Origin of the sequence: Pseudactinotalea suaedae, assembly GCF_009733815.1 — a bacterium.
Classification (GTDB): Bacteria; Actinomycetota; Actinomycetes; order Actinomycetales; family Beutenbergiaceae; genus Pseudactinotalea; species Pseudactinotalea suaedae.
On the sequence record NZ_WNXY01000003.1, the window covers coordinates 53,817 to 67,118 of the forward strand.

Annotated in this window: 12 protein-coding genes; 9 read left to right on the forward strand and 3 right to left on the reverse strand. The window is 71.9% G+C overall.

The features are described 5' to 3' along the window. Nucleotides 1–51 precede the first annotated feature (51 nt). The 3 genes from GPA04_RS05830 to GPA04_RS05840 form a co-directional block, all read right to left on the reverse strand. Nucleotides 52–1,308 carry an enolase C-terminal domain-like protein gene (locus tag GPA04_RS05830; RefSeq protein WP_156223149.1) on the reverse strand — a complete coding sequence of 419 codons (1,257 nt, stop codon included), beginning with the start codon at nt 1,306–1,308 and terminating at the stop codon, nt 52–54. Continuing rightward, nucleotides 1,305–2,168 (reverse strand): NAD-dependent epimerase/dehydratase family protein, encoded by an 864-nt coding sequence (locus GPA04_RS05835; RefSeq protein WP_156223150.1) that lies wholly within the window; start codon nt 2,166–2,168, stop codon nt 1,305–1,307. The genes GPA04_RS05830 and GPA04_RS05835 overlap by 4 nt, the downstream gene beginning before the upstream one ends. Nucleotides 2,169–2,411: 243 nt before the next feature. After that, the gene (locus GPA04_RS05840) at nt 2,412–3,137 is read right to left on the reverse strand and encodes a GntR family transcriptional regulator (protein ID WP_156223151.1); all 726 of its coding nucleotides are present in this window, start codon (nt 3,135–3,137) and stop codon (nt 2,412–2,414) included. A 168-nt stretch (nt 3,138–3,305) separates the two neighbouring features. On the opposite strand from GPA04_RS05840, the gene iolC reads away from it, so the two are divergent. The 9 genes from iolC (at nt 3,306) to GPA04_RS05885 (ending at nt 13,279) form a co-directional block, all read left to right on the forward strand. Next, complete coding sequence (gene iolC / locus GPA04_RS05845; RefSeq protein WP_156223152.1) at nt 3,306–4,277, forward strand: 5-dehydro-2-deoxygluconokinase; 972 nt, start codon at nt 3,306–3,308, stop codon at nt 4,275–4,277. Continuing rightward, nucleotides 4,274–5,149 carry a Cgl0159 family (beta/alpha)8-fold protein gene (locus GPA04_RS05850; protein WP_156223153.1) on the forward strand — a complete coding sequence of 292 codons (876 nt, stop codon included), beginning with the start codon at nt 4,274–4,276 and terminating at the stop codon, nt 5,147–5,149. The genes iolC and GPA04_RS05850 overlap by 4 nt, the downstream gene beginning before the upstream one ends. Before the next feature lie 164 nt (nt 5,150–5,313). Next, the gene (gene iolB, locus GPA04_RS05855) at nt 5,314–6,213 is read left to right on the forward strand and encodes a 5-deoxy-glucuronate isomerase (protein ID WP_241680636.1); all 900 of its coding nucleotides are present in this window, start codon (nt 5,314–5,316) and stop codon (nt 6,211–6,213) included. After that, nucleotides 6,210–8,123, forward strand: coding sequence for a 3D-(3,5/4)-trihydroxycyclohexane-1,2-dione acylhydrolase (decyclizing) (gene iolD / locus GPA04_RS05860; RefSeq protein WP_156223154.1), 1,914 nt, complete (start codon nt 6,210–6,212; stop codon nt 8,121–8,123). Before iolB ends, iolD begins: the two co-directional genes overlap by 4 nt. After that, nucleotides 8,120–9,649: a CoA-acylating methylmalonate-semialdehyde dehydrogenase gene (locus tag GPA04_RS05865; RefSeq protein WP_156223155.1), complete on the forward strand. Its 1,530-nt coding sequence runs from the start codon at nt 8,120–8,122 to the stop codon at nt 9,647–9,649. Before iolD ends, GPA04_RS05865 begins: the two co-directional genes overlap by 4 nt. Nucleotides 9,650–9,655: 6 nt before the next feature. Then, nucleotides 9,656–10,657, forward strand: a complete 1,002-nt coding sequence (gene iolG, locus GPA04_RS05870; RefSeq protein WP_156223156.1) for an inositol 2-dehydrogenase — start codon at nt 9,656–9,658, stop codon at nt 10,655–10,657. After that, entirely contained in the window at nt 10,654–11,508 is an 855-nt protein-coding gene (locus tag GPA04_RS05875; RefSeq protein WP_156223157.1) for a TIM barrel protein, read from the forward strand. Before iolG ends, GPA04_RS05875 begins: the two co-directional genes overlap by 4 nt. A gap of 111 nt (nt 11,509–11,619) precedes the next feature. After that, on the forward strand, nt 11,620–12,537 hold the full coding sequence (locus tag GPA04_RS05880) for an ABC transporter ATP-binding protein (protein ID WP_156223158.1): 918 nt from the start codon (nt 11,620–11,622) through the stop codon (nt 12,535–12,537). A 1-nt stretch (nt 12,538) separates the two neighbouring features. Continuing rightward, on the forward strand, nt 12,539–13,279 hold the full coding sequence (locus GPA04_RS05885) for an ABC transporter permease (RefSeq protein ID WP_156223159.1): 741 nt from the start codon (nt 12,539–12,541) through the stop codon (nt 13,277–13,279). The last annotated feature ends 23 nt before the right edge of the window (nt 13,280–13,302 follow it).

Sequence of the window (13,302 nt, forward strand, 5' to 3'; positions counted from 1 at the left end):
CGGGTCGGCCGGGTGGTCTGATCACTGGTGGGACAGGTGCACCCTCGGTTCTCAGGGTGCGATGAGGCCGCCGTCGATGCCCCGCACACCGGCGGCCCAGGCGTCGTGGCCCGATAGCTCGGCGGGGTACCTGGCCGCCGCTTCCTCGTCGATCGCGATGCCCCAGCCGGGTTCGTCATTCGGGTACCACCAGCCGTTGACGACCCGCGGGGTGCCGGGAAACACCTCGTGCACGGGCTCGGGGTAGACGTGGCACTCCTGGATCCCGAACGCCGCGCTGGTCACGTCGAGCGCGATGTTCGCCGCCGCCCCGATCGGTGAGGTGTCACCCGGTGAGTGCCACGCGGTGCGGACACCCACGAGCTCCGCCGCCGCGGCGAGCTTGCGCGCAGCGCTGAGGCCACCGATGGCGGAGATGTGGCAGCGGATCAGATCGACCCCGCCACCGAGCACCAGCCGGGTGGCGTCCGTCATCGACGTCGCCAGCTCGCCAACGGCGATCGGAACCGGCGAGGCGGCGCGCACCCCTGGCAGCTGATCCCACAGCTCGGGGGCCAGCACGTCCTCGAGGAAGAACAGGCGGTAGTCCTCGAGGCTGCGAGCCAGCGTGACCGCCTGCTTCGGCGAGAGTCGCGAGTGGACGTCGTGCAGCAGCTCGACCTGATCGCCCAGGCGCGCGCGGGCTGCGGCGAACAGCTCCGGTGTGCGCCGCAGGTACTCGCTCACCTGCCAGCCGTGCGGGTACGGCGCCCCCGCGTCGGTCATCCCTACCAGGCTCGGGGCGCCGTAGCTGCCACGCCCCAGCTGGGAGACCTGCAGCCGCACGTGCCGCCACCCCGCCTCGATGAACGCCTCCGCCTGGTCGAGGGTCTCCTCGACCGTGGCCCCGCCTGCGTGCGTGTAGGTGTCGGCCGCTGCGCGCACCTTCCCACCCAGCAGCTCATGGACCGGTAGCCCGGCGCGCTTGCCGAGGATGTCCCACAGCGCCTGGTCCACGCCTGAGATCGCGTTGTTGCCGACAGGCCCCTCGCGCCAGTACGCCGAGAACCGTGCCAGGCGTCCGAGATCCTCGATGTCACCCGGGTACCGCCCGACCAGCAGGCGCGCGAGGTGTTCCTCGATGACGGTGACCACGGCCTTCCAGCGCTGCGTGAAGGTCGCGCACCCGAGACCGTAGAGCCCGGGCTCGGAGGTGTCGATCCGGACCACCACGAGGGGGATGCCGCCGGGTGCCGTCACGATCGCGCGAACTCCCGTGATCCGCAGGTCCGATACCGCCTCCCACGGCTGGTCGAAGGTCTCGATCATCGGCTGACCTCCTCGGTCTGGATACCGTGCTGCGCCTCGAAGCCGAGCAGCTCGCGAGCACGGGTGGTGTCGATCAGAGCGTCGCGGCCGTGGGGCTCGCGCCGTCTCGGGACGGCGGGGGCGTAGGTCGCGAGCAGCTCGGCAGTGGGCTCGGGCCGGTAGGTGTCCGGCGCCGAGACGCCGACGACGACCGCGCCGCGCACCGGGGCGACCAGCGCCTTCATCACGACTCCGGCGGCATCGCGGAGGTCCAGGTAGGACCAGCCCTCGCGCGCGGCCTGCGGGTCCTCGACCTGCGCGTGCCGCCTCACCTCGTCGGCACGGCCGACGAACGGGAACCGGATCGCGACGATGTCCATGTCCCAGCGGCTCGCCGCCATCTCCGCGGTCAGCTCGTCGCTGCGCTTGGACAGCGAGTACCAGTCGTCGATCGCCGCCGGGATGTCCTCGTCGATCGGGTAGTAGGCGGGGCTGAGGCCGTGGTGGTTCATCGGCACCCCGAAGGCGTTGATGCTGCTGGCGATCACCGCGCGCCGGATGCCGCGCTGCCCGGCCTGCGCGAGCACGTTGAAGGTCGCGTCGGTGTTGGTGCGGTACACGGTGTAGGGGTCAGCGAGGCTCGGGTGCGGGATGGCCGCCAGGTGCACCACCGCAGAGACCCCCTCGAGCGCGGCAGCGACGGCAGCCTCGTCCTGCGCGTCGGCGGTCACGATCGCCGTCGCCGCGGACGGCCCGGTCCACTCGATCGAGAGCCCGACCACCTCGGACCCACGCGCGGTGAGCTCGTCGACGACGGCCCGACCGATCTTCCCGTCGGCACCGGTGACCAGCACCCGTGGCGGCAGCGCGCCCTCGACCATCAACCACGACTCCTCATCATCGGCGGAGCTCGGCGATATCCCTGTCCGCCGATCTGCGAAAGTGCTTTCGCAGTGACAGCGTGCACGCGTTGACAACAGTTGTCAAGATGTTGGGCGCGGCGGTGCGAAAGCGTGGGCACTCGCCCAGCGGTGCAACCGACGAGCAACATCACCCCACCACGGCCACGGGCTCGCGCGGCCACCTGCGGACGGAGTTCGGCGTCCGGCCGCGCCGGCCCGGAGTCAGCGCGAGAACAGGGTGGTCTCGAAGACGTACCGCGAGGCGCGGTAGATGTGGTGACCCACCTCGACGACGTGACCGGCGTCGTCGTACGCCACGCGGTCGGCGGTGAGCAGGGCGCTGCGCGGCGATTCCTCCAGCATCCGCGCCTCGGCAGCCGTCGCGGTGCGGGCGCCGATGCGCTGCTTCGCGACCGAGGGCTGGTAGCCGCGCTCGCGCAGGCACTCGTACAGCCCGGTGCGCTCGAGATCCTCCCGCGAGGGCGCGAGCATCTCCGGCAGGAGGTTGGTCAGCACGGCGATCGGCTCGTCGCCGGCGAGCCGCAGCCGCTTGATCGCGACGATGTCGACCCCGGCAGCGAGCTCGAGCTCCTCCGCCTCCTCGACGCTCGCCTGGCGCCGCTCCCAGTCGAGCATCCGGGTGGTGGGCAGCTGACCGCTGCCCTCGAGGTCGTCGTACAGGCTGGTGAGCCCGACCGGTCGGTGGATCTGTGCGGGCGAGACCTGGGTACCCACGCCCCGGCGCCGGACCAGCAGTCCGCGGTCGACGAGCGACTTCAGCGCCTGTCGAGCAGTCGGCCGGGAGATGCCGAGACGTTGCGCGAGCGCGATCTCGTTCTCCAGCGAGGACCCCGGTGCGAGCTGACCGTCCTGGATCGCCCGCTCGATGGCGGAGGCAAGCTGGTGGTAGAGCGGCACAGGGCTGGCTCGGTCCAGATCGAATCGCATCAATGCGGCCACGGATCCCCCAGAGGTCGGCACGGGTCTGACCACAGGCTAGCGTCACGAGTGGCGTTTGAAAGAATGTCCTGACAAACTGTTGCACCGGAGCGCCCTCACAGGGCAGGCTCGGTGTCACTGCCACCGCTGGCACGCAGACGGAAGAAGGAATCGCGCATGGCCCACCCGATCGCTGCTGCCGGCTTCGACGTGCTGACGATGGGACGCAGTGGCGTCGACCTGTACCCGCTGCAGATCGACGTCGGCCTCGAGGACGTCACCTCGTTCGGCAAGTTCCTGGGCGGGAGCCCCACGAACGTCGCGGTCGCGGCAGCACGGCACGGCCGGTCCGCGGCCGTGGTCACCGGGGTGGGTGACGACCCGTTCGGGATCTACGTCCGCCGCCAGATGCGCGAGCTCGGCGTCGACGACCGGTTCGTCGTGGTCGACCCGCAGCTGCACACCCCGATCACCTTCTGCGAGATCCACCCGCCGGACGACTTCCCGCTCTGGTTCTACCGCGAGCCCAGCGCGCCCGACCTCCAGATCACGGCCGAGCACCTGCAGGCCAACGCCGCGGACGTCAGCTCGGCGGCGCTGTTCTGGGTGACCGTGACCGGGCTGTCCGTCGAGCCGAGCCGGGCCGCCCACCACGCGGCGCTGCAGATCCGCGGCAAGCGCACCCACACCGTCCTCGACCTCGACTACCGGCCCACCCTGTGGGCGGACGAGGCCACGGCGCGCGCCGCCGTCGGCGAGGTGCTCGGCCAGGTGACCGTCGCCGTCGGGAACCGCGAGGAGTGCGCGATGGCGATCGGCGAGACCGAGCCCGAGCGGGCCGCCGCGGCGCTGCTGGACGCCGGGGTCGAGCTCGCCGTCGTCAAGATGGGGCCGCGCGGCGTCCTGGCCGCCACCGCGGAGGAGCAGGTGGTGGTCGAGGCGAGCACGGTCGAGGTCCTCAACGGCCTCGGCGCCGGTGACGGCTTCGGCGGCGCGCTGTGCCACGGCCTGCTCAGCGGCTGGGACCTGCACCGCACGATCTCCTTCGCGAGCGCGGCCGGCGCGATCGTCGCCTCCCGCCTCGAGTGCTCCACCGCGATGCCCACGACGGCGGAGGTCGAGCAGCTCCTGACGGGCAACCCGGTATGAGCACCTTCCTGACCCCCGCCGACGCGATCACCGAGATCCGGCGCGACAGGCCTGGACGGGTGGCCGAGGCCCTGCTCGAGCGTCCGCGCTTCCCCGGGTTCGCCGGCATCGACAAGCTGCTCGTGATCGCGGCCGACCACCCCGCGCGAGGAGCGCTCTCGGTGGGCGGTGACCCCCGGGCGATGGCTGACCGGCGCGACCTGCTCACGCGGATCCAGGTGGCGCTGGGGCGCCCCGGCGTCCACGGGTTCCTCGGGACCGCTGACCTCGTCGAGGAGCTGGCGCTGCTCGGCGCGCTCGACCACAAGCTCGTGCTGGGGTCGATGAACCGGGGCGGCATCGCCGGCGCCGAGTTCGAGCTCGACGACCGGTTCACCGGGTACGACGCCCGCGGCATCGCCGCGGCCGGGCTCGACGGCGGCAAGATGCTGCTCCGGATCGACCCCGAGGACCCGGCGAGCGTCGTCACGATGGAAGCCTGCGCACGCGCCGTCGACGACCTCGCCGAGCGCGGCCTGATCGCGCTGGTGGAACCGTTCTGGAGCACGCGGGTCGACGGCAAGGTCCGCAACGACCTGTCCACCGATGCGGTCATCCGCTCGATCACGATCGCGTCCGGCCTGGGGCGGACCTCCGCCTACACCTGGCTGAAGCTGCCCGCCGTGGCGGAGATGGATCGCGTGCTCGCCTCGACCACGATGCCGACGCTGCTGCTCGGCGGCGAGGTCGGACCGGGAGACCCGAGCGAGCAGCCGTGGCGCTCCGCCGTCGCCCTGCCCGCGGTCACCGGCCTCGCGGTCGGTCGCAGCCTGCTGTACCCGCCCGACGGCGACGTCGCGGCGGCGGTGGACGAGGCGGTGGGGCTGCTGTGAGCGCACCAGCGAGTGAGGACCGGAGCGAAGCGAGGACCGGACGGAGCGCACCAGCGAGTGAGGACCGGAGCGAAGCGAGGACCGGAGCGAGCGTCGGTGCGCGACCAAGGGCAGCGAGCGTCGGTGCGCGACCAGAGAGCCCTGTGAGCGCACCAGAGAGCCCGGTGAGCGCGCGACCAGAAGGCGCGAACGAGTACGTGATCAGGGCGGGGCGCGGCGAGGTCGTCACCGACATCACCCCGGAGCGCGCCGGGTGGGGCTACTCCGGTCTCGAGGTGCGGGTGCTCGACGGCGGAGCTCGCCATGTCTGGCACCTCACCGGGGACGAGGGTGGGCTGCTGCCGTTGCGCGGCGCGCTGTCCGCGCACGTGACCACCGCGGACGGTGAGGAGGTCGAGCTGGAGCTCGCCGGCCGTGAGGCCGTCTGGGACGGTCCGGTCGACTTCGCCTACCTGCCGCTGGGCAGCCGGGTGGAGGTGCAGGCGGGCGAGCGCGGCGCACGCGTGGCCCTGGCGCGCGCACGCGCGAGCAGCAGCCTGCCGGTGCAGGTGCTGCGGGCCGCCGACGTGCCGACGCTGCTGCGGGGCGCCGGCGCTTGCAGCCGGCAGGTGCACAACTACACGATCGGCAGCAGCATCCAGGTGGAGCGGCTGCTGGTGTGCGAGGTCTACACCCCGGGCGGCAACACCTCCGGGTACCCGCCGCACAAGCACGACACCCACAGCGACGTCGAGCGTGAGCTCGAGGAGATCTACTACTTCGAGGTGGCCGACACCGCCGGCGGGCCGGGGATGGCGTACCACCGCAACTACGGGACCCCCGACCGGCCGATCGACGTGCTGGCCGAGGTCCGCAGCGGCGACGTCGCGCTGGTGCCGCACGGCTACCACGGTCCCTCGATGACCCTGCCGGGCGTCGACCTGTACTACCTCAACGTGATGGCCGGACCGGCGACAGATGGCGAGTGGCTGATGGTCGACGACCCGGCCTGGGCCTGGTTGCGGGCGTCGTGGGAGGGCCAGCCGGTCGACCCGCGACTGCCCTTCGGAAGGAGCGATCGATGAGCACAGCAACCGTTCGACTGACGGTCGGTCAGGCGCTGGTGAGGTTCTTGGCGCACCAGTGGACCGAGCGCGACGGCGTACGCCAGCAGATGTTCGCGGGGTGCTTCGGGATCTTCGGGCACGGCAACGTCGCCGGGTTCGGCCAGGGGCTGCTGCAGTCCTTCACCGAGGCGCGCGAGGCTGGCGTGCCCGCCGGCGAGCGTGGCCCCGACGAGCTGCCCTACTACCTCGCACGCAACGAGCAGAGCATGGTGCACGCCGCCGTCGGGTTCGCGCGGGCCTCCATGCGCACCCGGATGATGGCCTGCACGGCCTCGATCGGTCCGGGCTCCACGAACATGCTGACCGGCGCTGCGCTCGCCACGATCGACCACATCCCGGTGCTGCTGCTGCCCTCGGACGTGTTCGCGAACCGCGTGCCAGACCCGGTGCTGCAGCAGCTCGAGCTGCCGACCGGGCCGGACGTCACCGTCAACGACGCGTTCCGCCCGCTCTCCCGGTACTTCGACCGCATCTGGCGGCCCGAGCAGCTGATCGCGAGCGCGCCGCAGGCCATGCGGGTGCTCACCGATCCCGCCGAGACCGGTGCCGTCACCCTGTGCCTGCCGCAGGACGTGCAGGCGCAGGCTCACGACTGGCCGGTGGAGTTCTTCGCCGACCGGGTCTGGCACATCGGCCGTGCGCTGCCGCAGCCCGACGCGCTCGAGCGAGCGGTCACGGCGATCCGCGCCGCGCGCCGGCCGCTGCTGGTCTCGGGTGGTGGCACCGTGTACTCGGGCGCGAGCGAGGCGCTGACGGCGTTCGCGGACGCCACCGGCATCCCGGTCGCCGACACGCAGGCGGGCAAGGGTGCGATCGCGTGGGACCACCCCGCGTCCGTGGGTGGCCTGGGGTCGACCGGCGCGAGCAGCGCCAACGCGCTCGCCGCCGAGGCCGACCTCGTCATCGGCGTCGGCACCCGCTACACCGACTTCACCACGGCCAGCCACACGGCGTTCGGCCCTGACGCCCGCTTCGTCAACGTCAACGTGTCCGCCTTCGACGCCGTCAAGCACGGTGCTGAGATGGTCGTCGCCGATGCCCGGGCCACGCTCGAGGCCCTCGTGCCCGCGCTGGTGGGCTACGCCGTCGACCCGTCGTACACCCGCGAGATCGCCGAGCTGCGAGGCCAGGCCCAGCGCGTGGTCGACGAGTGCTACGCCGTGGTGCACGAGCCGCTGCCCGCGCAGACGGCCGTGCTCGGCGTCCTCAACGAGGTCGTGACCGCGGACGACGTGCTGATCAACGCCGCCGGTTCCGCACCGGGTGACCTGCAACAGCTGTTCCGCGCCTCGGCGGCGGGCCAGTACCACCTCGAGTACGGCTACTCCTGCATGGGGTACGAGATCCCCGCCGCCATGGGCGTCAAGCTCGCGCGGCCGGAGGCCGAGGTCTACGCGCTCGTGGGTGACGGCGGCTACCAGATGGCCCCGCAGGAGCTCGCGACCCTGGTGTCGGAAGGCATCAAGGTGATCGTCGTGCTCGTGCAGAACCACGGGTTCGCCTCGATCGGGTCGCTGTCGGAGTCCCGCGGTTCCGAGCGGTTCGGCACCGCCTACCGCACCCGCAACCCCGCGACCGGGATGCTCGACGGCGGTGCGGACCCGGTCGACCTGGCCGCCAACGCTGCGAGCTTCGGGGCCGACGTGCTCACCCCGAGCGGGCTCGAGGAGCTCCGCGCCGCGCTCGGCAAGGCCCGGGCGTCCGACCGCACCACGGTCGTCGTCATCGAGACCGACCTCCAGGGCCCCAACCCTCCGGGGACCGCCTGGTGGGACGTGCCCGTCAGCGAGGTCTCCACCCTTCCCTCCACCCAGCGCGCGCGTAGCGACTACGAGCGCGACCGTTCGAACCAGAGGTACTACCTGTGACCACCACCGCCCCCGGCACCGCCACTGCGACCACGCTGGTGGGTCACTGGATCGACGGCGCCGGGGTGCCGGTCGACCAGACCCGCACCGCCCCGGTGTTCAACCCCGCGACCGGTGCCGAGATCGGCCGTGTCGCGCTGGCGAACCAGTCCGAGACCGCGGCCGCGGTCAGCTCGGCCGTTGCGGCGCAGCTCACGTGGGGTGCGCTCTCGATCGGCAAGCGCGCAGGCGTGCTGTTCCGGTTCCGTGAGCTGCTCGCCGCCCACGCCGACGAGCTCGCCGCCGTCATCAGCCGCGAGCACGGCAAGGTGTTCTCGGACGCGCGTGGCGAGGTGGCCCGCGGGCTCGAGGTCGTCGAGTACGCATGCGGCCTGCCGCAGCTGATGAAGGGTGAGCTGAGCGACGAGGCGGCCACGGGTATCGAGGTCTTCACCACCCGGGAGCCGCTCGGTGTGGTCGTGGGGATCACGCCCTTCAACTTCCCGGCGATGGTGCCGCTCTGGATGTCACCGGTGGCGATCGCCACGGGCAACGCCTTCATCCTGAAGCCGTCCGAGCGCGACCCTTCCGCGGCGAACGTGCTGGCGCGGCTCTGGCAGCAGGCTGGCCTTCCCGACGGCGTCTTCACGGTGCTGCACGGCGACAAGGACACGGTCACCGCCCTGCTCGAGCACCCTGACGTCGCCGCGGTCTCGTTCGTGGGCTCGACGCCGATCGCGCGGCACGTGCACGCCACCGCGACCGCTACCGGCAAGCGCGTGCAGGCCCTGGGCGGCGCCAAGAACCACGGTGTCATCCTCGCCGACGCCGATCTCGAGGACGCCGCCGACCACCTGACCGCAGCCGCTTTCGGCTCCGCGGGTGAGCGCTGCATGGCGCTCTCGGTGGCGGTCGTCACGGACGAGGTCGCGGACGAGCTGGTGTCGCTGCTCGCCGACCGTGCACGAGCCGTCAAGGTCGCCCCCGGCGACCAGCCCGACGCCGACATGGGACCGGTCATCACCGCGGCAGCGAAGGAACGCATCGAAGGGCTCATCAGCTCGGCCGAGCGGGAGGGCGCCGACCTCGTGGTCGACGGCCGCGGCCTGCAGGTCGAGGGTCACGAGGAGGGCTTCTTCGTGGGCCCGACGCTCATCGACAACGTCTCCCCCGAGCACCAGGTCTACCGAGAGGAGGTCTTCGGCCCGGTGCTGGACATCGTGCGCGTCTCCGGCCTGGACGAGGCGATCGAGCTCGTCAACGCCAACCCCTACGGCAACGGCACCGCGATCTTCACGGCCTCCGGCGCCGCCGCGCGCGAGTACCGGCGTCGCGTCAAGGTCGGCATGGTCGGTGTCAACGTGCCGATCCCGGTGCCGGTCGCGTGGCACTCCTTCGGCGGCTGGAAGGACTCGCTGTTCGGTGACAGCCCGATCTACGGCCCGGAGGGCGTCAACTTCTACACGCGTCCCAAGGTGACCACGCAGCGCTGGCCCGCCCGCGCGGTGGCGGCCTCGTTCCACTTCTCCGGCGACAGCGAGAAGTAGGGCGACATGACCGACCGTCTCAGGATCGCCGTCATCGGCGCCGGGCGCATCGGCGCCGTGCATGCACGGACGATCCGCCACCACCTCCGTGCCGACCTCGTGCTGGTCGCGGACGCGCACGCCGGCGCGGCCGCACGGCTCGCCGAGGACCTGGGAGCCGAGTCGACGGACGACGTCGACGCCGCGCTCACCAGCGACGCGGTGGACGCCGTCGTCGTGGCCTCCCCCACGCCCCTGCACGTCCCCCACACGCTCACCGCCGTCGGCGCCGGCAAGTCCGTGCTGATGGAGAAGCCGGTGGCGCTCGAGGTCGAGCAGGTCGATGCCTGCATCGCCGAGCTCGGTGACCGCGCGGGCCGCGTCATGGTGGGCTTCAACCGACGCTTCGACCCCAGCGTGTCCGAGGTCCACGCCCGCGTACGGGCCGGCGACATCGGTACGGTCGAGCAGGTGACGATCGTCAGCCGGGACCCGGCGCCGCCGCCGTCGGAGTACCTGAAGGTCTCGGGAGGGATCTTCAAGGACATGACGATCCACGATCTCGACATGGCGCGACACCTGATCGGTGACGTCCGGAGCGTGCACGCCGTGGGTCAGCACCTCGACCCCGAGGTGGACGACCTCTACGACGCCGCCACGGTCACGCTCACCGGCCGCTCCGGCGCCGTGGCGGTGATCGTCAACTCCCGCCACAGCGTGGCCGGCTACGACCAGCGCATCGAGGTTTTCGGCAGCGCCGGAGCCCTCGAGGTCACCAACCAGCGCTCGAGCTCGGTGCGGCTGCACAACGCCGACGGGACCGAGCAGTCCGGACCCTTCCTGCCGTTCTTCCTCGAGCGCTACCAGCGCGCCTACGCGGCCGAGCTCGACACGTTCGTCGAGGCCGCGGTCACGGGGGCGGCGCAGTCGCCCTCGATCGCCGACGGGCGCGCCGCGCTCGCACTCGCCGAGGCCGCCGGCAGCTCGGCTCGCACCGGAACCACGATCACGTTGGAGGACCCCTCATGAGAGTCGCTGGAGCACCGATCAGCTGGGGTGTGTGCGAGGTGCCGGGCTGGGGCCTGCAGCTCGAGCCCGACCGGGTGCTGCGCGAGATGCGCGAGGTCGGTCTGAGCGCCACCGAGTTCGGTCCGCAGGGGTGGCTGCCCGAGGCACCCACCGCCCGGGCCGGTGTGCTCGCCGAGGCCGGGCTGGCGGCCGTCGGCGCCTTCGTGCCGGTGCTGCTGCACGTGCCCGACCACGACCCGCTGCCCGGCCTGGACGCCGAGCTCGACGCGTTCGACGCCGCCGGGGGCGACGTCCTGGTGCTCGCCGCCGCCACCGGAAGCGACGGCTACGACGCCCGGCCCGAGCTGTCCGGCGAGGAGTGGGCGCTGCTGCTCGCGAACCTCGACCGCCTGGCCGATCACGCCCGCTCCCGTGGCATCACCCCCAGCCTGCACCCCCACGTGGGCACGCTCGTGGAGACCTCCGACGACGTGGCCCGCGTCCTGGACGGCGCCGCCGTGCCGCTGTGCCTGGACACCGGTCACCTGCTGATCGGTGGCACCGACCCGGCCGAGCTCGCGCGCCGGCACGCGGACCGCATCGGCCACGTCCACGCGAAGGACGTCCGCGCCGACCTGGCCGCCCGCGTCCAGTCCGGTGAGCTCACCTACACCGACGCCGTCCGCGCCGGGATGTACGTGCCGCTGGGCGACGGCGACGTCGACCTCGCCGCCATCGTCACGGCCCTCCGCGACGTCGGGTACGACGGCTGGTGGGTGCTCGAGCAGGACACTATCCTCAGCGGCGAGCCCGAGGGCGAAGGACCGGTCGCCGACGTGCGCCGCTCCCTCGCGCACCTCCGCAGCCTCTGACCCGAAGCTCCCCGATCCACCGATCGGTGGATGCCCGCCTCCTCCGCCCGTCGGCGGAGATCATCCGGACCTGTCGATCCGCCGCGCATCGCGCGGCGGCAGGCTCGGAGCATGACCATCATCGAAGTCGACCGACTCACCAAACGCTACGGCGACCAGACCGTCGTCGACGGGGTGAGCTTCGCCGTCGAGCAGGGCGAGATCTTCGGCATCCTCGGACCCAACGGGGCCGGCAAGACCACCACCGTGGAGTGCATCGAGGGGCTACGCACCCCCGACGCCGGGTCGATCAGGGTCGCCGGGCTGGACCCGCAGCAGCACGGAGCCGAGCTGAAGGAACTCCTCGGCGTGCAGCTGCAGTCCAGCGAGCTGCCGGCCAAGATCACGGTCGGCGAGGCGATGAAGCTGTACTCCTCCTACTATCGCGCCCCGGCCGGCTGGCGCGACCTCCTCGAGGAGCTGAACCTCACCGACAAGCTCGGCACACAGTTCCGCCGCCTCTCCGGCGGCCAGAAGCAGCGTCTGTCGATCGCGCTGGCGCTGGTGGGGAACCCCGAGGTTGCTGTGCTCGACGAGCTCACCACCGGGCTCGACCCGCAGGCGCGCCGGGACACCTGGGGGCTGATCGAACGGATCCGGGACCGGGGCGTCACCGTTCTCCTGGTCACCCACTTCATGGAGGAGGCCGAACGGCTCTGCGACCGGCTGGCCGTGATCGACCGCGGCCGGCTCGTCGCGCTCGACACCCCCGCCGGGCTCGTGGCGCGGGTGGCGGAGGGTCAGCGGATCCGGTTCCGACCCTCCGGTCCCTTCGACGTGGCCGTCCTGGAGCAGCTCGAGGAGGTCACCTCCGTGGAGCGGGCCGGTCCGCAGGTCGTGGTCACGGGCACCGGCAACCTGCTGCTCGCCGTCACCACCGAGCTGGCCCGGCACCAGGTGATCGCCGGCGACCTGCGCGTCGAGCAGGTCACGCTCGACGACGCCTTCGTCGCCCTGACCGGCCGCCGCCCCCTGACCGAAGGAGCCTGACATGACCGCTCTGCGCCTGCTCACCCTCACCGAGATCCGGCTGTTCCTGCGGGAGTGGATGAACTGGGCCTTCGTGATCGGCCTCCCGCCCCTGCTGCTGGTCATCCTCGGCGCCGTCCCCGATCTGCGGGAACCGGACCCGGGGCTCGGTGGCCTGCGAGCGATCGACGTGTACACGCCCATCCTGATCGCCATGGCGGTGTGCTTCATGGCGTTCACGTCGCTGCCCACGGTCATCGCGGACTACCGCGCCAAGGGGGTCCTGCGCCGGATGCGGACCACCCCGGTCCGACCGCAGGCCGTCCTCGGTGCCCACCTGGTGATGTCCTTGCTGATGGCGGTGCTCACACTGACGCTCCTGCTGGTGCTGAGCTCCGTCGTCTCGGGCGTGGCGCTGCCCGGCAACCCCGTCGGATACCTCGCTGCCTACCTGCTGATGGCCGCGTCGCTGTTCGCGCTCGGCCTGCTCGTCGCCGCCCTGGCACCGAGCGGCCAGGCCGCCAGCGGGATCGGGACCGTGCTGTTCTTCCCGGTGCTCTTCTTCGGCGGCCTGTGGGTGCCGCGCGAGGCGATGAACGACACGCTGCGGACCATCAGTGACTTCTCGCCGTTGGGTGCTGGCGTGCAGTCGTTGCAGGACGCCGGCGCCGGTGGCTGGCCTCAGCTCGTGCCGCTGCTCGTCCTGGTCGGATGGACGTTGGTGGCCGGTGGGCTGGCCGCCCGGTACTTTCGGTGGGAGTGACGGCTCCCACCGACGTCGGGGAC